Origin of the sequence: Sphingosinicella soli, assembly GCF_014199685.1 — a bacterium.
In the GTDB taxonomy this organism is placed as follows: Bacteria; Pseudomonadota; Alphaproteobacteria; order Sphingomonadales; family Sphingomonadaceae; genus Sphingosinicella; species Sphingosinicella soli.
In genome coordinates, this window is sequence record NZ_JACHNZ010000004.1 from 49758 (window position 1) to 67910 (window position 18153).

At 67.8% G+C, this 18153-nt stretch carries 19 protein-coding genes; 8 read left to right on the forward strand and 11 right to left on the reverse strand.

Annotation, left to right across the window (positions count from 1 at the left end):
* Positions 1–2 precede the first annotated feature (2 nt).
* The 7 genes from GGQ98_RS02835 (at position 3) to hrpB (ending at position 9204) form a co-directional block, all read left to right on the forward strand.
* Positions 3–1541: an NADH-ubiquinone oxidoreductase-F iron-sulfur binding region domain-containing protein gene (locus tag GGQ98_RS02835; protein ID WP_184064790.1), complete on the forward strand. Its 1539-nt coding sequence runs from the start codon at positions 3–5 to the stop codon at positions 1539–1541.
* Positions 1538–4381 (forward strand): formate dehydrogenase subunit alpha, encoded by a 2844-nt coding sequence (fdhF, locus tag GGQ98_RS02840; RefSeq protein ID WP_184064793.1) that lies wholly within the window; start codon positions 1538–1540, stop codon positions 4379–4381. The genes GGQ98_RS02835 and fdhF overlap by 4 nt, the downstream gene beginning before the upstream one ends.
* A complete protein-coding gene (locus GGQ98_RS02845) occupies positions 4378–4599 on the forward strand; it encodes a formate dehydrogenase subunit delta (RefSeq protein ID WP_184064796.1) in 222 nt (73 codons plus the stop codon). The genes fdhF and GGQ98_RS02845 overlap by 4 nt, the downstream gene beginning before the upstream one ends.
* A complete protein-coding gene (gene fdhD, locus GGQ98_RS02850; RefSeq protein WP_184064799.1) occupies positions 4592–5374 on the forward strand; it encodes a formate dehydrogenase accessory sulfurtransferase FdhD in 783 nt (260 codons plus the stop codon). Before GGQ98_RS02845 ends, fdhD begins: the two co-directional genes overlap by 8 nt.
* Before the next feature lie 26 nt (positions 5375–5400).
* Complete coding sequence (gene purU, locus GGQ98_RS02855; protein ID WP_184064802.1) at positions 5401–6258, forward strand: formyltetrahydrofolate deformylase; 858 nt, start codon at positions 5401–5403, stop codon at positions 6256–6258.
* A gap of 62 nt (positions 6259–6320) precedes the next feature.
* Entirely contained in the window at positions 6321–6749 is a 429-nt protein-coding gene (locus GGQ98_RS02860; RefSeq protein WP_184064805.1) for an OsmC family protein, read from the forward strand.
* A gap of 16 nt (positions 6750–6765) precedes the next feature.
* Positions 6766–9204 carry an ATP-dependent helicase HrpB gene (hrpB, locus tag GGQ98_RS02865; RefSeq protein ID WP_184064808.1) on the forward strand — a complete coding sequence of 813 codons (2439 nt, stop codon included), beginning with the start codon at positions 6766–6768 and terminating at the stop codon, positions 9202–9204.
* On the opposite strand, the gene GGQ98_RS02870 is transcribed toward hrpB, so the two are convergent.
* From GGQ98_RS02870 to mtnB, 11 genes are all read right to left on the reverse strand, one after another.
* Complete coding sequence (locus GGQ98_RS02870; RefSeq protein WP_243451654.1) at positions 9201–10184, reverse strand: ornithine cyclodeaminase family protein; 984 nt, start codon at positions 10182–10184, stop codon at positions 9201–9203. The genes hrpB and GGQ98_RS02870 overlap by 4 nt on opposite strands.
* Entirely contained in the window at positions 10181–11056 is an 876-nt protein-coding gene (locus GGQ98_RS02875) for a bile acid:sodium symporter family protein (RefSeq protein ID WP_184064813.1), read from the reverse strand. The genes GGQ98_RS02870 and GGQ98_RS02875 overlap by 4 nt, the downstream gene beginning before the upstream one ends.
* Before the next feature lie 21 nt (positions 11057–11077).
* Positions 11078–12250 carry a dipeptidase gene (locus GGQ98_RS02880; RefSeq protein WP_184064816.1) on the reverse strand — a complete coding sequence of 391 codons (1173 nt, stop codon included), beginning with the start codon at positions 12248–12250 and terminating at the stop codon, positions 11078–11080.
* 93 nt (positions 12251–12343) lie between these two features.
* Positions 12344–12805 carry a DUF6644 family protein gene (locus GGQ98_RS02885; protein ID WP_184064819.1) on the reverse strand — a complete coding sequence of 154 codons (462 nt, stop codon included), beginning with the start codon at positions 12803–12805 and terminating at the stop codon, positions 12344–12346.
* 4 nt (positions 12806–12809) lie between these two features.
* Complete coding sequence (locus tag GGQ98_RS02890) at positions 12810–13157, reverse strand: DUF6152 family protein (protein WP_207791218.1); 348 nt, start codon at positions 13155–13157, stop codon at positions 12810–12812.
* A gap of 37 nt (positions 13158–13194) precedes the next feature.
* Entirely contained in the window at positions 13195–13743 is a 549-nt protein-coding gene (locus tag GGQ98_RS02895) for a CinA family protein (RefSeq protein ID WP_184064824.1), read from the reverse strand.
* A gap of 8 nt (positions 13744–13751) precedes the next feature.
* Positions 13752–14039, reverse strand: coding sequence for a hypothetical protein (locus tag GGQ98_RS02900; protein WP_243451655.1), 288 nt, complete (start codon positions 14037–14039; stop codon positions 13752–13754).
* 64 nt (positions 14040–14103) lie between these two features.
* Positions 14104–15159 (reverse strand): S-methyl-5-thioribose-1-phosphate isomerase, encoded by a 1056-nt coding sequence (gene mtnA / locus GGQ98_RS02905; protein WP_184064827.1) that lies wholly within the window; start codon positions 15157–15159, stop codon positions 14104–14106.
* The gene (gene mtnC / locus GGQ98_RS02910; RefSeq protein WP_184064830.1) at positions 15156–15776 is read right to left on the reverse strand and encodes an acireductone synthase; all 621 of its coding nucleotides are present in this window, start codon (positions 15774–15776) and stop codon (positions 15156–15158) included. Before mtnC ends, mtnA begins: the two co-directional genes overlap by 4 nt.
* Positions 15777–16316, reverse strand: coding sequence for a 1,2-dihydroxy-3-keto-5-methylthiopentene dioxygenase (locus GGQ98_RS02915; RefSeq protein ID WP_184064833.1), 540 nt, complete (start codon positions 16314–16316; stop codon positions 15777–15779).
* On the reverse strand, positions 16313–16930 hold the full coding sequence (gene mtnB / locus GGQ98_RS02920; protein ID WP_184064836.1) for a methylthioribulose 1-phosphate dehydratase: 618 nt from the start codon (positions 16928–16930) through the stop codon (positions 16313–16315). The genes GGQ98_RS02915 and mtnB overlap by 4 nt, the downstream gene beginning before the upstream one ends.
* Positions 16931–16995: 65 nt before the next feature.
* On the opposite strand from mtnB, the gene GGQ98_RS02925 reads away from it, so the two are divergent.
* Complete coding sequence (locus tag GGQ98_RS02925) at positions 16996–18153, forward strand: aminotransferase (RefSeq protein WP_184064839.1); 1158 nt, start codon at positions 16996–16998, stop codon at positions 18151–18153.

Sequence of the window (18153 nt, forward strand, 5' to 3'; positions counted from 1 at the left end):
CCATGACCATTCGTATTTCCGACGATGCGGCAGCGCTTGCCTGCGGTGCGGACGCGGTCGCCGAGGCGTTTGCGAAGGCAGGCCGTACAGCCGAGCGCGTATCGAGCTGGGGCATGCACTGGCTGGAACCGCTCGTCGAGGTGGACGGCATCGGCTACGGACCGGTGATGCCGGATCGCGTCGGGGACATCCTCGCAGGCCGCGCCGACGACCTTCGCATCGGCGCGGTTGCCGAGCACCCGTTCATCAAGAGCCAGCAGCGCCTGACCTTCGCGCGCTTCGGCAAGACACGCCCGCTGAGCCTCGACGATTACGCCGCGACCGGCGGCTGGAAGGGGCTGGAGCGCGCCCGCGCGCTCGGCGCCGACGACACCATCGCCGAAGTGCTCGCCTCGGGCCTGCGCGGGCGCGGCGGCGCGGGGTTCCCGGCGGGCATCAAGTGGCGCACGGTCGCGGACGCGCCGGGGCCGCGCAAGTTCATCGTCTGCAATGCCGACGAAGGCGACAGCGGCACGTTCGCCGACCGCATGGTGATGGAGGGCGATCCCTTCATGCTGATCGAGGGGCTCGCCATCGCAGGCCTCGCGGTGGGTGCCGGCAAGGCCTACGTCTACATCCGCAGCGAATATCCGCACGCGATCGCGAAGATGGAGGCCGCCGCCGCGCTCGCTTCGCCGATCATCGCCCCGTTCGAGGTGGAAATCCGCACCGGCGCGGGCGCCTATGTGTGCGGCGAGGAAACCTCGCTGCTGAACAGCCTTGAAGGCAAGCGCGGAGAGGTTCGCGCCAAGCCGCCGCTGCCCGCGCACGAGGGGCTTTTCGGCTGCCCCACCGTCATCAACAACGTGCTGACGCTCGCCGCCGTGCCGTTCGTGCTGGCGGAGGGCGCGAAAGCCTATGCCGACTACGGCATGGGCCGGTCGCGCGGCACGATGCCTGTGCAGCTTGCCGGAAACATCAGGCACGGCGGCCTCTATGAGATCGCGTTCGGCATCACGCTCGGCGCGCTCGTGAACGAGATCGGCGGGGGCACCGCCTCCGGCCGTCCCGTGCGCGCCGTCCAGGTCGGCGGGCCGCTCGGCGCTTATGTGCCGGTGTCGCAGTTCGACCTGCCGTTCGATTACGAGGCGTTCGCGGCAGCCGACGGCCTGATCGGCCACGGCGGCATCGTCGTGTTCGACGACAGCGTGGACATGGCGCGGCAGGCGCGCTTCGCGATGCAGTTCTGCGCGGTGGAAAGCTGCGGAAAATGCACGCCCTGCCGCATCGGCGCGGTGCGCGGGGTGGAGACCATCGACCGCCTTATGGCAGGCGGAAGGACGCGCGGTGCGGTTGAAAACCTGCCGCAGATCCACAACGCCCCTCGTCGCAAACGCGCGGCGGAAGACGAGGTCGCACTGCTGCGCGACCTCTGCGAAACCATGAAGTTCGGCTCGCTCTGCGCGCTCGGCGGCTTCACACCTTACCCTGTGCTTTCGGCGCTCAATCACTTTCCGGAGGATTTTGTGGTAGAGTCCGCCGCTGAAGGAAACGCAGCATGACCTATGTTCGCCAGAACGATTTCGGAACGCCCGCATCACTGAGCGAGGAAACCGTCACGCTCACCATCGACGGGCGGGCGGTGAGCGTGCCCAAGGGCACCACCGTGATGCGCGCCGCCGCCGAAATCGGCACCGCGATTCCCAAACTTTGCGCGAGCGACAACCTCAAGGCGTTCGGCTCGTGCCGGCTGTGCCTCGTTGAAATCGACGGCGCGCGCGGCACGCCCGCTTCGTGCACCACGCCCGTCGCCGGCGGCATGGTGGTGCACACCGAAACGCCGCGCCTGCAAAAGCTGCGGCGCGGCGTGATGGAGCTTTACATCTCCGATCACCCGCTCGACTGCCTCACCTGCTCGGCCAACAACGACTGCGAACTGCAGGATCAGGCCGCCGCCGTGGGCCTGCGCGACGTGCGCTACGGCTATGAGGGCGAAAACCACCTCGCGCTCGATCTCGATACGTCGAACCCCTATTTTGATTTCGACCCTTCGAAGTGCATCGCCTGCTCGCGCTGCGTGCGCGCCTGCGACGAGGTGCAGGGCACGTTCGCGCTGACCATCGAAGGGCGCGGCTTCGAATCGAAGGTCTCGGCGGGGCTTGGCTCGGACGATTTCCTCGGCTCCGAATGCGTCTCCTGCGGCGCCTGCGTGCAGGCCTGCCCCACCGCGACCCTGCAGGAAAAGTCGGTGAAGGAAATCGGCCTTCCCGACCGCAGCGTCGTCACCACCTGCGCCTATTGCGGCGTCGGCTGCACCTTCCGCGCCGAGATGCGCGGCGAGCAGCTCGTCCGTATGGTGCCGTGGAAGGACGGCAAGGCCAATCGCGGCCACAGCTGCGTGAAGGGCCGCTTCGCGTGGGGCTATGCCCAGCACGCCGACCGCATCCTGAAACCGATGATCCGCGCCAGCATCAACGATCCTTGGCGCGAGGTGGAGTGGGACGAAGCCTTCGCCTACGCCGCCTCCGAACTGAAGCGCATCGCCGCGACGTACGGCGACAAGGCGCTCGGCGGCATCACCTCGTCGCGCTGCACCAACGAGGAGACATTCCTCGTCCAGAAGCTCGTCCGCGCAGGCTTCGGCAACAACAATGTCGATACGTGCGCGCGCGTCTGCCATTCGCCGACCGGTTACGGCCTGAAGACCACGTTCGGCACCTCGGCGGGCACACAGGATTTCGACAGCGTCGAACAGAGCGACGTCATGCTCGTCATCGGCGCCAACCCCACAGACGGCCACCCCGTCTTCGCCAGCCGCATGAAGCGGCGCCTGCGCCAGGGCGCGAAGCTGATCGTCATCGATCCGCGCCGCACCGATCTCGTCCGCTCGCCGCATATCGAGGCGGAGCACCATCTGCCGCTGCGCCCCGGCACCAACGTCGCCGTGCTGACGGCGATGGCGCACACCATCGTCACCGAAGGCCTCGCCGACGAAGCCTTCATCCGCGAACGCTGCGACTGGGACGAGTATCAGGACTGGGCGGCGTTCGTGTCCGACGCCAAGAATTCGCCCGAAACGCTCGCCCCGGTCACGGGCGTTGATCCTGCCGAGCTTCGCGCCGCCGCGCGCCTCTATGCCACCGGCGGCAACGCGGCGATCTACTATGGCCTCGGCGTTACCGAACATTCGCAGGGTTCGTCCACCGTGATGGCGATCGCCAACCTCGCGATGGCGACGGGCAACATCGGACGGCCGGGCGTCGGCGTGAACCCGCTGCGCGGCCAGAACAACGTGCAGGGCGCCTGCGACATGGGCAGCTTCCCGCACGAGCTTTCCGGCTATCGCCACATCTCCGACGCCGCCGCGCGCAAGCTCTTCGAGGATGACTGGGGCGTTCACCTCGATCCCGAGCCCGGCCTGCGCATCCCCAACATGCTCGACGCCGCCGTCGACGGCGTGTTCAAGGCGCTTTACGTGCAGGGCGAGGATATCCTGCAGTCCGACCCCGACACGAAGCACGTCGCCGCCGGCCTCGCCGCGATGGAATGCGTGATCGTCCACGACCTGTTCCTCAATGAAACCGCGAACTACGCGCACATCTTCCTGCCCGGCTCGACCTTCCTTGAGAAGGACGGCACCTTCACCAACGCCGAGCGGCGTATCCAGCCGGTGCGCAAGGTGATGTCGCCGCTGAACGGCCTGTCCGACTGGGAGGTGACGCAGCGCCTCGCGCAGGCAATGGGGCTCGATTGGAACTACACGCACCCCGCCGAGATCATGGACGAGATCGCGCGCCTGACGCCCAGCTTCGCGGGCGTCAGCTTCGACCGGCTGGACGCGGAAGGCTCGATGCAGTGGCCGGTGAACGACGCCGCGCCGGACGGAACGCCCGTGATGCACATCGACGGTTTCGTGCGGGGGCGCGGCAAGTTCGTCGTCACCGACTATGTGCCGACCGACGAGCGCACGGGCCCGCGCTTCCCGCTGCTGCTCACCACGGGCCGCATCCTCAGCCACTATAATGTCGGCGCGCAGACCCGCCGCACCGCGAACGTCGCCTGGCACCCCGAAGACCTGCTGGAAATCCACCCGTCCGACGCCGAAAATCGCGGCCTGAAGGACGGCGACTGGGTGAAGCTCGCCAGCCGCTCGGGCGAGACGGCACTGCGCGCGCTGGTGACGGACCGGGTAGCGCCGGGCGTCGTCTACACGACCTTCCACCACCCCGCGACGCAGGCGAACGTGGTGACGACGGACTATTCGGACTGGGCTACCAACTGCCCAGAATACAAGGTCACAGCGGTGCAGATCAGTGCCTCCAACGGGCCGACCGACTGGCAGGAGGACTATTCGCGCCAGAGCGAGCGCGCGCGCCGCATCGAAGGCATCGCCGCCGAATGAACAGCCTCGAAAAGCTGGTTTACATGGCGAACCAGATCGCGCGAAATCTGGAAACCGAGGGCGACAAGGCGGCGGACACGACCGCCGCGCACATCGTCGCCTTCTGGGATCCGCGCATGAAGTCCATGATCCTCAGCCATCTGGATGCGGGCGGCGAAGGGCTCTCGCCAGCCGCGCGCGCGGCGCTCGGCAAGGTCCGCGCCGCCGCCGATGCCTGATACCGCCGCGCGACACGCGCAGTTCACCGAGATCTTCGCAAACAGCGGCAGCGCCGCGATCACGCGCGAGATTCCGGTGGAAGCGCCCGTCGCGCTCGAATTCAACGGCATCGCCTACGCGGTGATGATGGCGACGCCCGCCGACCTTTCCGATTTCGTCACCGGCTTCGCGATCACCGAGCAGCTTGTCGCGCGCGCCGACGAGATCGAGGACATCGACATCGCCGAGACCGACAAGGGCTGGATCGTCCGCGTCATGCTCGCGCCGCGCGCCGCCGCGCCGGTGCTGGAACGCGCACGCCGCCGCGTTTCCGAAAGCAGCTGCGGCCTCTGCGGCATCGAGAATCTGGAACAGATCGCCCGCCCCCTGCCCCGCATCGCCGATCCGCTGGATATCGACCCGCAGGCGATCTTCGCCGCGCTCGGCGCGCTGCGTGAAGCGCAGCACCTCGGCCGCCGCACCGCCGCCGTCCACGCCGCCGCCTTCTGCGATATCGCCGGGCGCATATTGGAATCGCGCGAGGATGTCGGCCGCCACAACGCACTCGACAAGCTGATCGGCGCGCTCGCCCGCACCGGGATACCGGCGGCGGACGGATTCTTCCTGCTCACCGCGCGCTGCAGCTATGAACTCGTCGAGAAAACCGTCGTCGCGGGTGGCCGCGCGCTTGCCACCATCTCCGCGCCGACGACGCTTGCGATAGACCGCGCGCGGCAGGCAGGCCTCGCGCTGCACGTGCTGACAAGGGAAGATTCACTCTTGCGCGTCATGTAGCGCTTGGGTCTCAGGGGGATATGGCGATGGAATCCAGCAACATCTGCACGCTGACGCTGTCGTGCGCCGACAAGCCGGGCCTTGTCGCGGCGGTCGCCACGCTGCTCGCGGAGAGCGGCGGCAACATCCTCGATGCGCAGCAGTTCAACGACCAGCTGACCGACCGCTTCTTCATGCGCGTCGTCTTCGATCTCGCCGCCCCGGCGCAGGCGGAGTTCAAGGCGCATTTCGCCGCGCTTGCCGACGCGCACGGCATGAACTGGCGGCTGCGCGCAGCCGCCGAGAAAATACGCGTTCTGCTGCTGGTTTCGAAGTTCGATCACTGCCTCACCGATCTGCTCTACCGCAAACGCATCGGCGAGCTTGAGATGGACGTGGTCGGCATTATTTCCAACCACCCGAAAGATGCGGCCGCGCCGATCAACGGCGATATTCCCTTTCACCACCTGCCGATCACGAAGGACACGAAGGCCGCGCAGGAAGCCGCCATCAAGCGGATCGTGGATGAAAGCGGTGCCGAACTCATCGTGCTCGCCCGCTACATGCAGATCCTTTCGGATGATCTCGCCGCGTTCCTCTCCGGCCGCTGCATCAACATCCACCATAGCTTCCTGCCCGGTTTCAAGGGTGCCAAGCCCTATCATCAGGCGCACGCGCGCGGCGTGAAGATCATCGGCGCCACCGCGCACTACGTGACCGCCGACCTCGACGAAGGCCCGATCATCGCGCAGGACGTCGAGCACATCAGCCACACCGACACACCCGACGATCTCGTCCGCAAGGGACGCGATATCGAACGCCGCGTGCTCGCCCGCGCTGTCCGCTACCACCTGCAGGACCGCGTGCTGCTGAACGGCGCCACCACGGTGGTTTTCCGGGATTAGGCCCGGTGGACTCGCCCTCCGAATCGCCATAGCCTCGCGGCCTTCCTCAAAAGGAGCAGGCCATGAAGATCGATCGCAAGGGTTCCGCGCACTGGGAAGGCGGCCTGAAGGATGGCCGCGGCAGCATTTCCACCCAAAGCGGCGCGCTCGACAAGCGCCCTTACGGCTTCGCGATGCGCTTCGAAGGCGTGCCGGGCACCAACCCGGAAGAGCTGATCGGCGCGGCGCACGCGGGCTGCTTCACGATGGCGCTGTCGCTGATCCTCGGCGAAGCCGGGCTCACCGCCGAGAGCATGGACACGACAGCCACCGTGACGCTCGAAAAGCTGGACAGCGGCTTCACGATCACCGCGATCCACCTGAACCTGGAAGCGACGATCCCCGGCACGGACGATGCGGCGTTTCAGGAGCTTGCCGCCAAGGCCAAGGCGAACTGCCCGGTCTCGAAGCTGATGAACGCCGAGATCACACTCGACGCGGCGCTCGTCTGAACCGTAAAGGGCGGGCGTGAGCGACGCCCTGCCCATCCATGCCGTTTTGCCCGCGCTGCTCGCGGCGCTGCGCGAACGTGCATCCGCCGTGCTCGTCGCGCCGCCGGGTGCGGGCAAAACCACGGCGGTCGCGCCCGCGCTTGTCGGCGAGCCCTGGTGTACCGGGCAGATCCTGCTGCTGTCCCCCCGCCGTCTCGCTGCGCGTGCTGCGGCCGAACGCATGGCGGAAACGGCGGGCGAGCCCGTCGGCAAGTCGATCGGCTATGCGACGCGGCTGGATAGCAAGCACGGCAAGGACACGCGCATCCTCGTGCTGACCGAAGGCATCTTCCGCAACCGCATCCAGGCCGACCCGGAACTCGCGGGCGTTTCCGCCGTGCTCTTCGACGAAATTCACGAACGCAGCCTCGACAGCGATTTCGGCCTCGCGCTCGCGCTCGATGCGCAAGGCGCATTGCGGCCCGACCTGCGCATTCTGCCGATGTCCGCAACACTCGACGGCGTGCGCTTTTCGAAGCTGCTGGACGGCGCGCCCGTCATCGAGAGCGAAGGCCGCAGCCATGCGCTCGATGTCCGCTATCTCGGCCGTACCGCCGAACAGCGTATCGAAGACAGCATCGCGTCAGCGATCCGCCGCGCGCTCGGGGAGGCCGAAGGTGACCTGCTCGCGTTCCTGCCCGGCGTCGGCGAGATCGAGCGCACCGCCGAGCGGCTGGAAACGCTTGCGGGCATCGCGCTCCACCGCCTGCACGGCAGCCTCGATCCCGCCGCCCAGCGCACAGCGATCCGCAAGGGCGCGCACGGGCGCAAGGTGGTGCTTGCAACCAGCATCGCCGAAACCAGCCTCACCATCGACGGCGTCCGCATCGTCGTCGATTCGGGCCTCGCGCGCCGCGCCCGCTACGATCGCGGCGGCGGCATGACACGGCTCGTCACCGAGCGCGCCAGCCAGGCCGCCGTCACGCAGCGCGCGGGCCGCGCCGCGCGGCAGGCGCCGGGCGTGTGCTACCGGCTATGGGAAGAGGCCGCGACGGCGGGGATGCCGCCGTTCGATCCGCCCGAAATCCTTGAAGCCGATCTTTCCGCGCTGGTTCTCGACTGCGCGATCTGGGGCGCAGCCGATCCGGCTTCGCTGCGCTGGCTCGATCCGCCGCCCGCCGCAGCCGTTGCCGAAGCGCGCGAGCGGCTGCGGCTACTCGGGGCGCTCGACGCGGAAAACCGACCCACAGCCCACGGCCGCCGCATCGCCGAACTGCCGCTGCCCCCGCGCCTCGCGCACATGATGCTCGCGGCGGCCGAGCGCGGCTGGGGCAAAACCGCCGCCGACGTCGCCGTGCTGCTTTCCGAGCGCGGGCTTGGCGGCACCGACATCGATCTCGAACACCGGCGCGAGCGCTGGCGGCGCGAGCGCGGGCCGCGCGCGGATGGTGCGCGCGCCCTGGCGGGACGCTGGCAGCGCATGGCGAGCACGAGCGGCGACGGCGAAGGGCCGGTCGCAGCGTGCATCGCGCTTGCGTTCCCGGACCGTATCGCGAAACGGCGCGGGGCAGACGGGACGGACTGGGCATCCTCCGGCGGGCGCGGTTTCCGGCTCGACCCCGCTTCGCCGCTCGCCGCGCAGACGTATCTCGCCGTGGCCGAAGTGCAGGGTGCAGCTTCGGGCGCGCGTATCCTCGCCGCGACCGCGATTGCGCCCGATCTCATCGAGTCGCTGTTTGCGGAGCGCATCGAAACCGTCCGCCGCGTGCGCTTCGACGAGAGCACCGGCGGTATCGTCGCGGTGCGCGAACGGCGCCTCGGCAGTCTGGCGCTCTCGACCGGGCAGGACGACAGCCCCGATCCCGCCGCCGTCGCCGCCGCACTTCTCGAAGGCGCGCGCAGGGCCGGGATCGGGGCGCTGCCCTTTTCGGACACTGCGCGGGCGCTGCAGCGGCGCGCCACGTTCGCACGCCGCGTCGATCCTTCGATCGCGGACATAGGCGACGAAGCGCTCGCGGCCGACATGGACGACTGGCTGCCCCCGCTTCTCGAAAACAGGCGGTCGCTCGGCGCGGTAAACGCCTCCGCGCTCACGCAGATGCTGGAAGCGCGCCTCGGCTGGGCGGGCAAGGCCGCCGTCGATCGTCTGACGCCCGAAGCCTTCGTCTCGCCGCTCGGCAGCCACCATGCGATCGATTATGCGGCGGAAGGCGGTCCGGCGGTCGAGCTGCGCGTGCAGGCACTCTTCGGGCTCGGGGCGCACCCGGTGGTTGCCGGGAACGTGCCGCTCGTGCTGCGCCTTACCTCGCCCGCCGGGCGTCCGATCCAGACCACGAAGGATCTGCCCGGCTTCTGGTCGGGAAGCTGGGCGGCGGTCGCAAAGGAGATGCGCGGGCGCTATCCCAGGCACCCGTGGCCCGAAGACCCCGCCGCCGCGGCGCCGACGCTCCGCACCAAGCGCGCGGATAACCGTTAAAACGGAGCAGTCGTTCCCAGACCCTTGGCGCGGGCCTGTTCGAAGACGTGCCAGCCTGCGGCAAGATCCTGCACGATGTGGCCGAGCGATTTGTAGATGGTGATTTCCGCGTCGCCTGTGCGCCCCGCGAGCGTGCCGTCGAACACCTCGCCGATCTCGCCGACGATGTGGGCATCATCAACGAGCCCGGCCGATTTTGCGTTCAGGAACTCCGCGCCCTGCGCGAGAACGCCGACGCGGTAATCCGCGATGAAGCGCGATGCCGCGACAAGATCGTTCGCGATCTCGGCAGGCCCGGCGCGGCTCGATCCGACGCTGTTGATGTGCGCGCCCGGCTGCACGTCGGCGAGCGCGAGGATCGGCTCCGCCGCCGGGGTGGTGGTGCAGATGATGTCGGCGCCGCGCACCGCGCGCGCCACATCGGGCGCGGCTTCGGCATCCAGGCCGAGTTCCTCGCGCACGCGCAGCGAGAACTGTTCGGCCTGCTCAGCCGATCGGCCCCAAACGCTCACTCCGGTGATCGGGCGCACATGGCGTATCGCTGCGGCGTGCCGCCACGCCTGCTCGCCGTAGCCGAGGATGGCAAGGCGCGACGGCCCCGGCCGCGCGAGCGCTTCGGTCGCGGCGGCGGACGCTGCCGCCGTGCGGATCGCCGTGACGATGCTGCCGTCGATGATGGCGACCGGCGCGCCGCTTTCGGGCTCGAACAGAACGACGATGCCCTGGTGCGAATGCTTGCCCAGTGCGAAATTGCCCGGATAGACGCTGACGATCTTGGCGCCAAACGTGCCGCCGAGCATCGCGCCGGGCATCACGCCGAACGCATTGCCCGCCTGCAGGTCGATGATGTTCCGAAGCGGCTGCCGGGTTTCCCCCCGCGCGAGCGCCTTCATCGCCTTGCGCATCAGCGCGATGCAATCCTCGTAGCCGAGCAGACGCTCGACGTCTTCGGCTCCGATGACCAGCAGCGGCGCGCTCATGCGCCCGCCCTGCGCGCGCGGAACCAGCGGACGAGGACCAGCGTATTCACGATCATGAGAACTCCGTAGATATTCTGGGTAACGGCAAGCGACAGACTGTCCAGCACCGTCAGCGTCAGGAACGTGGCGAGCGTCACGTTCTGCACGCCGACCTCGATGGCGAGCGTCATCGCATCGCGGCTGCTGACCTTGCAGGCGTATCCGATGCCAAGCCCCGCCCCCATCGCGGCGATGTTCATCACCAGAAGCGCCGGGCCGACGCCGAGCAGGTTCGCAAGCACCATTTCCGCGCTGACACCCACCGCGAAGGCGATGACACCGAACAGAACGATCATCGACACCGGCCGCAGCCATCCGCTCAGTTTCTCGGCGGTCTCCGGCGCGAATCGGCAGATGAGCATGCCCACCGCCACCGGCAGCACGGTGATCCGCGCGAGCTGGAGCATCGTATCGACGATCGACAGCGCGGGCGCGGTGCCCTCGAGCCCGAAGTGAGTGATTCCCCAGTCCAGCAGCACGGGAATCGAGAACACCGTCACCAGGCTCGACAGCGCCGTCAGCACCACCGCAAGCGCGACATTGCCGCGCGCGATGAAGGTCAGCGCGTTCGACGTCGTCCCTGCCGGGCAGATGCCCAGAATGAAAACACCGAGCGCCAGTTCCGGCGGCAGGCGGAACAGGATGCCGATCGCCAGCCCCAGCAGCGGCATCGCCAGCAGTTGCCCGACCAGCCCCGCGAGCGGCGCGCGGCCGTTCTTCAGCACCTGCGCGAAATCGCCGAGCTTCAACGTCAGCCCCATGCTGAACATGATGAGCATCAGGCCCACGGGCACAAATGTGGTGTTGATGAAAGCGATCATCGCGTCAGACATGGAACTCCCCCTCGCGTCTCTCTATGCGCCCCAGACGGTCTTTGCATAGGCAACGAAATTCGCGCCGAGGATCTTTTCGATACGCGCCTGCGAATGGCCGCGCCGCGCCAGACGGTCGGCAAGATCGTGGAACTGCGAGGGGCCGCGCAAGTCGATCACGAAGGGCAACGTATCGGGGTTTTCACCCTTCGCGCCGATGCCCGCCGCGCGCCGGTCCGCGATCTCCCTGGCGATTTTCACCTTGTAGGCGTCCAGATCGTCGATCGTGGTGATGCCGCCGTCGGTGCCGATGCCGACATGGTCCTCACCGCAGACGTTCACGGCGTGCTCGATATGCGCCACGACATCGTCGGCGGTCGCCTTGCTGGTCGGGTTAAGGAACGGCATGAAATAGATGCCGACGAACCCGCCCCGCGCCGCCACAAGGCGCAGTTCGGCATCGGTCTTGTTGCGCGGCATGTCGGTCAGCGCGCGGCAGCCGGTGTGGTTGATCGAGATCGGCTGCTTCGAGATGCGCGCGGCTTCAAGGCAGGTGTTCTCGCCGCTGTGCGACAGATCCACCATCACGCGGTTCGCGTTCAGCCGCTCCACTACCTCGCGCCCGAACGGCGTCAGACCCCGGTTCTCCGGCGCCATCGAACCGTCGCCGACGGCATTGGCGGGATTGTATGTCAGCTGGATGATCCGCACGCCGAGGTTCGCGAAAACGTCTGCGCGGCTCGCATCGCTGCCGAGCATCGTCGTGTTCTGAAAGCCGTAGATGAGCCCGATGCGGTTGTCGCGCTTCGCGCGCAGAATGTCTTCCGCGCTGGTGATTTTCACGAGGTCGGCGGGATAGCGCCGCGCGACCGCATCCCAGTGCGCGATCTCGCGCACGGTCTGCTCGAACGGCTCGTCGGGCCCGAACACATGGCCGATCGTAAGGTTCACGGCGGTGAGGCCCGAGTGGCGGGCATCGTCGATCACCCGCTGATCGATGACAGCCTCGGTCGATGTCCAGCCGGACCTCTCCTTCGTTTCGGGGGGCTCGACATTCGGATTGGAGAGGCCGCCGAGCGTGTTCACGATGATCGCGCTGTTTCGGAGGCCTGCCGGCGCGGCAAACGCCGACCCACCCGCCAGGAGCGCTGCAGCCGCGCCGCCCATGGCAAGCAGGTCGCGCCGCTCGAAGCCCGAATTGCCGCGATTCGTCATGTGCCCTCCGGCCTGTTTCACAAAGGCCCGGACGTTCGCGCCCCGGCACCACGGCACCGATAGAGCATGGCGCGCCCCCGCGCGTAAAGGGCTTCAGGTATAAGCGATGAGCCGGCCCAGCGCCGCCACGGCAAGCCACAGGCCGATCGAGGTCAGCGCCATCAGTTTGAGCGGCGGCGTGGGTTCACCCGCATGCCGCCTCCAGAGCCCGCGGAAGGCGAGCGCATTTGCAACCGCGATCGCAGCGAGCACCATCTTGCAGAGGAACATGTCCGACCGCACCAGCGCGGTCGCATCGGCCGCGAACAGCAATGGTCCCGTGAGCAGCATGAGGACGAGACCCGCGACCGCAATCGGCGTCAGCGCGCGCGACAGCGCAACGACCGGGATCTGTCGGAACGCGCCGATGAGCCGGAGATCGAGAAACCCGATGCCGCCGACAAGCAGCACCAGGCCCAGCAGGTGAAGGAGGTTCGCCGCCGGATAGGCCCATGGCGAGGCGCGCATGACGCCGCCGATCGCGGAGGCCTCGATCGCGGCGGCGAACGCGTCCATCAGGTCAGCGCAGCTCCACCGTCTTGCCCTCCGCGATCACGCGCTCGATCCGCATCTCGGGCGCGCCGTCGCGGCGCGGGTAGCCGACGAGTGTCACCGACTTGCCGGGGGCCAGCATTTCACGCGTAAGCCCGCGCGCCTCCATGCGCGCGACGGGCGCCAGCACCACATCCCAGCTTTGCTTGCCGTGCATCACCTTGGCGGTGCCGTGCGGATTGCTCCACGAAACCGCCGACAGCGGCGCGGTGATCTCCAGCGTCTTTTCCGCGTCGTAGGAACTCCAGCCGTGGTGGGCGAGCGCGGCCGCGGGTATGCCGGCAAGCGTGGCGGCGAGGATCAGCCGTTTGAGCATCAAAATCTCCCTTCAGAGCCCCCATGCCTGTGTACCGCTAAACCGCATGCGAGGGAACATGCGGCCCGTCGCGGTGTTCATCGGTGATGCCGCCATCCGCCAGACGGATAGCAGCTTCGATACATTTGAGCCGCGTCGCCCCGCGTCCGATGTCACCGAAATGCTCCTCGCGGAACACGGTCCGCGTTGTCCGTCCGGCGCGTGCGAGATAGACGAGACCCGGTTCTTCGCCTTCGCCGGCCGGGCCGGCGAAACCGGTGATCGCGAGCGCGATGTCGACATCCGAGATTGCCAGCAACCCTTCCGCCATGGCGACGGCCACTTCATGCGAAACCGCGCCGTGGCGTTCGATAAGGCCGGGATCAATGCCGAGCAGGCGCTGCTTTGCCGCGTCCGTATAAACGACGAGGCCGGATTCGAAGACGTGTCCGAAGCCCGACACGTCGGTAAGGAGCGAGGCGAGCAGGCCGCCCGTGCAGCTTTCCGCAGTGCCTATCCTGACGCCCGCATCATGCAGCCGCTGAAGCAAAGCGTGGACGGCGCGCTCCAACGCATCGGGCAAGGCCGGAGACAGGGTTTCGGCCATCGGCCGCACTAATAGGCGGGCGGGTCGCTCGCCGGAAAGGACTCGTCGACCGCCTGATCCACCTTGTCCCACGCGTCCGTCGGCTTGTCGCGCATCGCTTCGTGGCCTGCGGAGCGCGTCTGGTCCAGATTGTGGGGGTCGACCTCTCCGGGCGCGAAGGCGGGCGCGCCGCCGGCCTCTTTGCGCGACCGGAAGAATTGCCAGCCCGCAAGCGCCGCTGCGGCGCCGATCCCGGCGACAAGCCCGATCAATCCAAATTTGCTGCGTCCGTCCTCGCGTACTGCGGTGCCGTACATGCGCGTTGTCCTCCATGTGTATCGACTGAACAAACGCGCGCCTGCGAAAGGCGTTCCCGGCGGATCAGAATGCGAGTGCGGAGGCCGCGCGCAGACCGCGCTCCGTGATGAAGCCGGTGACAAGGCGGGCAGGCGTCACGTCGAAGGCCGGATTGTAAGCGGGCGATGCCGTCACGCGCACGGTCGCGGCGCCGTTTGCGGCGGGTCCGGTCAGAAATGCAAGCTCGTCGGGATCGCGCTCCTCGATCGGCACATCGGCGCCGGTCGCCGTCGCGGGATCGAAGGTGGTGTACGGCAGCGCCACGTAGAACGGCACGCCGTTGTCGTGCGCCGCGAGCGCCTTCAGATAAGTACCGATCTTGTTGCAGACATCGCCGTTCGCGGTCACGCGGTCGGTGCCGACGATAACGAGATCGACCTCGCCGCGCTGCATCAGAAGCCCACCCGTGTTGTCGGCGATTACGGTGTGCGGCACGCCGTGCCCGGCAAGTTCAAACGCGGTGAGCAGCGCGCCCTGGTTGCGCGGGCGCGTCTCGTCCACCCACACATGCACGGGCAGCCCTTCGTCCTTCGCCAGATAGATCGGCGCGGTCGCGGTGCCGTAATCCACGGTGGCCAGCCAGCCGGGGTTGCAGTGCGTCAGGATGTTGAGCGGGCGCGACGGATTCCGCGCATGAAGGTCGCGCAGAAGCTGGAGCCCATGCGCGCCGATCGCGCGGTTGAGCGCCACGTCCTCGTCGCAGATCGCGTCGGCGCGCGCGAACGCCGCCGCGCCGCGCATGGCCGGCGGCAGCGGCTGCACCGCCTTCGCCACTTCACCCAGCGCCCAGCGCAGGTTCACCGCTGTCGGCCGCGCCTCGGCGAGCAGGTGACAGGCGGCCTCCAGCGCTGCATCGGATCCATCCTCGGCGAGCGCCATCGCAAGCCCGTAGGCGGCGGTCGCGCCGATCAGTGGGGCCCCGCGCGTCCACATTTCGCGGATGGCGCGCTCGGCATCGGCGGCGGAGCGCAGATCCGTCCACACGATCTCCCACGGCAGGCGGCGCTGATCGAGGATACGCGCGCCCTTGCCATCCGCCGTGCGCGCGATCGATCGACGGTGTTCGCCCTCCAGCCTCACAGCGCGATCTCCGCGAACGAGGCGACGTCGCCCTCCCCCGCCTCCCGGTCAACGAGGCAGGCCTTCAGGCCCGCCTCACGCGCGGCCTCGATCTCCGGCATGCTGTCGGAGAGGAACAGGATATCCTCCACCGGCAGGCCGATTTCGGCCGCGATGCGGCGGTACGACTCCGCCTCTTTCTTCGGGCCGGTGGTGGTATCGAAATAGCCGGAAAACAGCGGCGTCAGATCGCCCGCGTTGCTGTACCCGAAGATCAGTTTCTGCGCGGCCACCGACCCCGACGAATAGACGTAGAGGCCGATCCCATCCGCGTGCCAGCGCCGCAGCGTCTCGGCGGCGTCGGCGTAAACATGGCCCTTCAGCGTGCCGTCCGCATAGCCTTCCGCCCAGATCAGCCCCTGCAGCGTTTTGAGCGCGGTTTCCTTGCGATCCTCGTCGATCCAGCGCGTGAGCGTTTCCACCGGATCGCCGGGCACGTCCTTCAGCATCGGCGCGGCCTCGGGGTGCGCCGCGATCCAGTCCGCCAGCCGCGCCCGCGCATAGGGAAACAGCGTGTCGGTCACGAAGGCGATGCTGCTCGTCGTGCCTTCGATGTCGGTGAGAACCGCGCGCACCATTCAGGCGAGCGCCGGTTCGTGGCGCGGGAAGCGGTCGGCGATGTCGTCGCCGGTGAAATGCGCCACCCAGCCCTCGGGATTGATGAACAGGCGGATCGCCGTGAAGCGCGGCGCGGGGCCCATGTCGAACCAGTGCCGCATGCGCGCAGGCACGGCGATGAGGTCGCCTTTCGTGCAGAGCATGTTGAAAACGCGCCCATCCTCGTGGAGCGTGAACAGGCCTTCGCCGTCCACGAAGAAGCGGACTTCGTCTTCCATGTGGCGGTGCTCGGAAAGGAATTTCTGCCGGAATGCGGCGCGCTCCGGATGGTCGGGCACCATGCTCGCCACGTCCACCGCCTGATAGCCGCCCCTCGCCTTCAGCCGTTCGATCTCCTCGGCGTACGCCGCAAGGATATCGCCTTCGGGCACGTCCCGCGTAGGCCAGCGTTCGAAGAGAACGCCGATCTCCCCCAGCGTTTGCGCGATCGTTTCCGCGTCGGCGGTTTCCAGAAATGCACGCTCCGGCGCGCCCTCCGCATAAACGGCAAGATGACTCATGCGTCCCTCCTCATGCTGCGCTCGGCAACCTCGCACGCGGCGAGCCATTCGGTCGCCTCGATCACCCGCTCCGCCTCCGCGATGTCCGCGCCCCAGCCGTAAAGCCCGTGTCCGCGAATGAGGTAAGCGGGCGGCGGCAGGCCCGCGAGGCGGGAAGCGATCGCCGCGTCGATGTCGCCCATATCCTGGCTGTTTTCCACAACCGGAACGATGATCTCCGCCAGATGCGTGGTCACACCCGGAAACGCCTTGCCCAGTTCGTGCCCCCGGATCGTCCAGTCGTCGCGCAGCACCCGCGACAGCGCCACCGCCTGCGGCGAGTGGCTGTGCAGTACCGCGCCGACCTCCGGAAAGCGGCGGTAAAGCGACAGATGCAGCGCCGTCTCCGCGCTCGGCCGTTTGCCGTCGAGCGATGCGCCGCGCGCATCCACGCGCATCACCCCGTCCCGCGTCAGGCGTCCCTTGTGCCACCCGGAAACCGTCACGGCGAAACTGCCATCTTCCAGGCGCACCGAATAGTTCCCGCTCGTCGCAGGCGCCCAGCCCCGCACGTCGAACGCGCGCCCCACGGCAACGATGGCGTCGGCCGCCGTTTCGAATGTGCTTGCAACCATGATGTTTTCTTAACCATGACTGTGACGCTGGCGAAGCGGTTTCCGCTCTTCTATGAACCATTCTCATGAATCCGCTCTACGCCAACCTGCCGACCACCATCTTCGAGAAGATGTCCGCGCTTGCCCGCGAAACGGGCGCGATCAACCTGGGGCAAGGCTTTCCCGACGCGGGCTGGCCGCGCGACGTGCTGGAAGCCGGCGCCCGCGCGCTCACCGAAGGCTACAACCAGTATCCGCCGATGCCGGGCATCCCGGAGCTTCGGCAGGCGATCGCCGATCACTACCGCCGCCATCAGGCCGTCGATCTCGACTGGCAGAGCGAAATCACCGTCACCTCGGGCGCGACGGAGGCGCTTGCGGCCTCGGTCATGGCGCTTGTCAGCCCCGGCGACGAGGTGCTGCTGATCCAGCCGATGTACGATGCCTATCTGCCGATGGTGCGCCAGGCGGGCGGCGTGCCGAAGCTGATCCGCCTCGAACCGCCGGAGTGGCGGCTGACGGAAGCCGCGCTCGCCGAAGCGTTCAGCCCGCGCACGCGCGTCGTGCTGCTCAACAACCCGCTCAATCCGACCGCGACGATGTTCTCGGAAGGTGAACTCGCGCTGCTTGCCCGCTTCGTGGTGGAGCACGATGCCGTCGTTATCAGCGACGAGGTGTGGGAGCATGTCGTGTTCGATGGCCGCGCGCATTCGCCGATCATGGCGCAGCCGGGGATGAGGGAACGCACGGTGAAGATCGGCTCGGGCGGCAAGATTTTCTCGCTCACCGGATGGAAGGTCGGCTGGATGTGCGCCGCGCCCCGGCTGATGCACGCGCTTGCCCGCGCGCACCAGTTCCTTACCTTCACGACGCCGCCGAACCTGCAGACGGCGATTGCCTACGGGCTCGGGAAGGACGACGGCTATTTCACCGCGATGCGCGCGGATTTCGCCCGCTCGCGCGATCGGCTGGCATCGGGGCTCGATGCGGCAGGCTGGAAGACACTGCCGAGCGCGGGCACCTATTTCCTCTCCGTCGACCTTGCCGCCTCGGGCATCGCGCTCGACGACGTGAGCTTCTGCGACCGACTGGCGCGTGAGGGCGACGTCGTCGCGATCCCGGTCTCGGCGTTTTACGCGGAGGCGCCGGTCACGTCGGTGGTGCGCTTCTGCTTCGCCAAGACCGACGCGACGATCGATGCCGCGCTGGAACGCATGGCGAAGGCACGAGCGCTGTTCGGCTGA

Coding starts and splice junctions, on each gene's coding strand:
- GGQ98_RS02835 (WP_184064790.1), top strand. CDS start 3: ATGACCATTCGTATTTCCGACGATGCGGCAGCGCTTGCCTGCGGTGCG.
- fdhF (WP_184064793.1), top strand. CDS start 1,538: ATGACCTATGTTCGCCAGAACGATTTCGGAACGCCCGCATCACTGAGC.
- GGQ98_RS02845 (WP_184064796.1), top strand. CDS start 4,378: ATGAACAGCCTCGAAAAGCTGGTTTACATGGCGAACCAGATCGCGCGA.
- fdhD (WP_184064799.1), top strand. CDS start 4,592: ATGCCTGATACCGCCGCGCGACACGCGCAGTTCACCGAGATCTTCGCA.
- purU (WP_184064802.1), top strand. CDS start 5,401: ATGGAATCCAGCAACATCTGCACGCTGACGCTGTCGTGCGCCGACAAG.
- GGQ98_RS02860 (WP_184064805.1), top strand. CDS start 6,321: ATGAAGATCGATCGCAAGGGTTCCGCGCACTGGGAAGGCGGCCTGAAG.
- GGQ98_RS02870 (WP_243451654.1), bottom strand. CDS start 10,184: ATGAGCGCGCCGCTGCTGGTCATCGGAGCCGAAGACGTCGAGCGTCTG.
- GGQ98_RS02875 (WP_184064813.1), bottom strand. CDS start 11,056: ATGTCTGACGCGATGATCGCTTTCATCAACACCACATTTGTGCCCGTG.
- GGQ98_RS02880 (WP_184064816.1), bottom strand. CDS start 12,250: ATGACGAATCGCGGCAATTCGGGCTTCGAGCGGCGCGACCTGCTTGCC.
- GGQ98_RS02885 (WP_184064819.1), bottom strand. CDS start 12,805: ATGGACGCGTTCGCCGCCGCGATCGAGGCCTCCGCGATCGGCGGCGTC.
- GGQ98_RS02890 (WP_207791218.1), bottom strand. CDS start 13,157: ATGCTCAAACGGCTGATCCTCGCCGCCACGCTTGCCGGCATACCCGCG.
- GGQ98_RS02895 (WP_184064824.1), bottom strand. CDS start 13,743: ATGGCCGAAACCCTGTCTCCGGCCTTGCCCGATGCGTTGGAGCGCGCC.
- GGQ98_RS02900 (WP_243451655.1), bottom strand. CDS start 14,039: ATGTACGGCACCGCAGTACGCGAGGACGGACGCAGCAAATTTGGATTG.
- mtnC (WP_184064830.1), bottom strand. CDS start 15,776: ATGGTGCGCGCGGTTCTCACCGACATCGAAGGCACGACGAGCAGCATC.
- GGQ98_RS02915 (WP_184064833.1), bottom strand. CDS start 16,316: ATGAGTCATCTTGCCGTTTATGCGGAGGGCGCGCCGGAGCGTGCATTT.
- mtnB (WP_184064836.1), bottom strand. CDS start 16,930: ATGGTTGCAAGCACATTCGAAACGGCGGCCGACGCCATCGTTGCCGTG.
- GGQ98_RS02925 (WP_184064839.1), top strand. CDS start 16,996: ATGAATCCGCTCTACGCCAACCTGCCGACCACCATCTTCGAGAAGATG.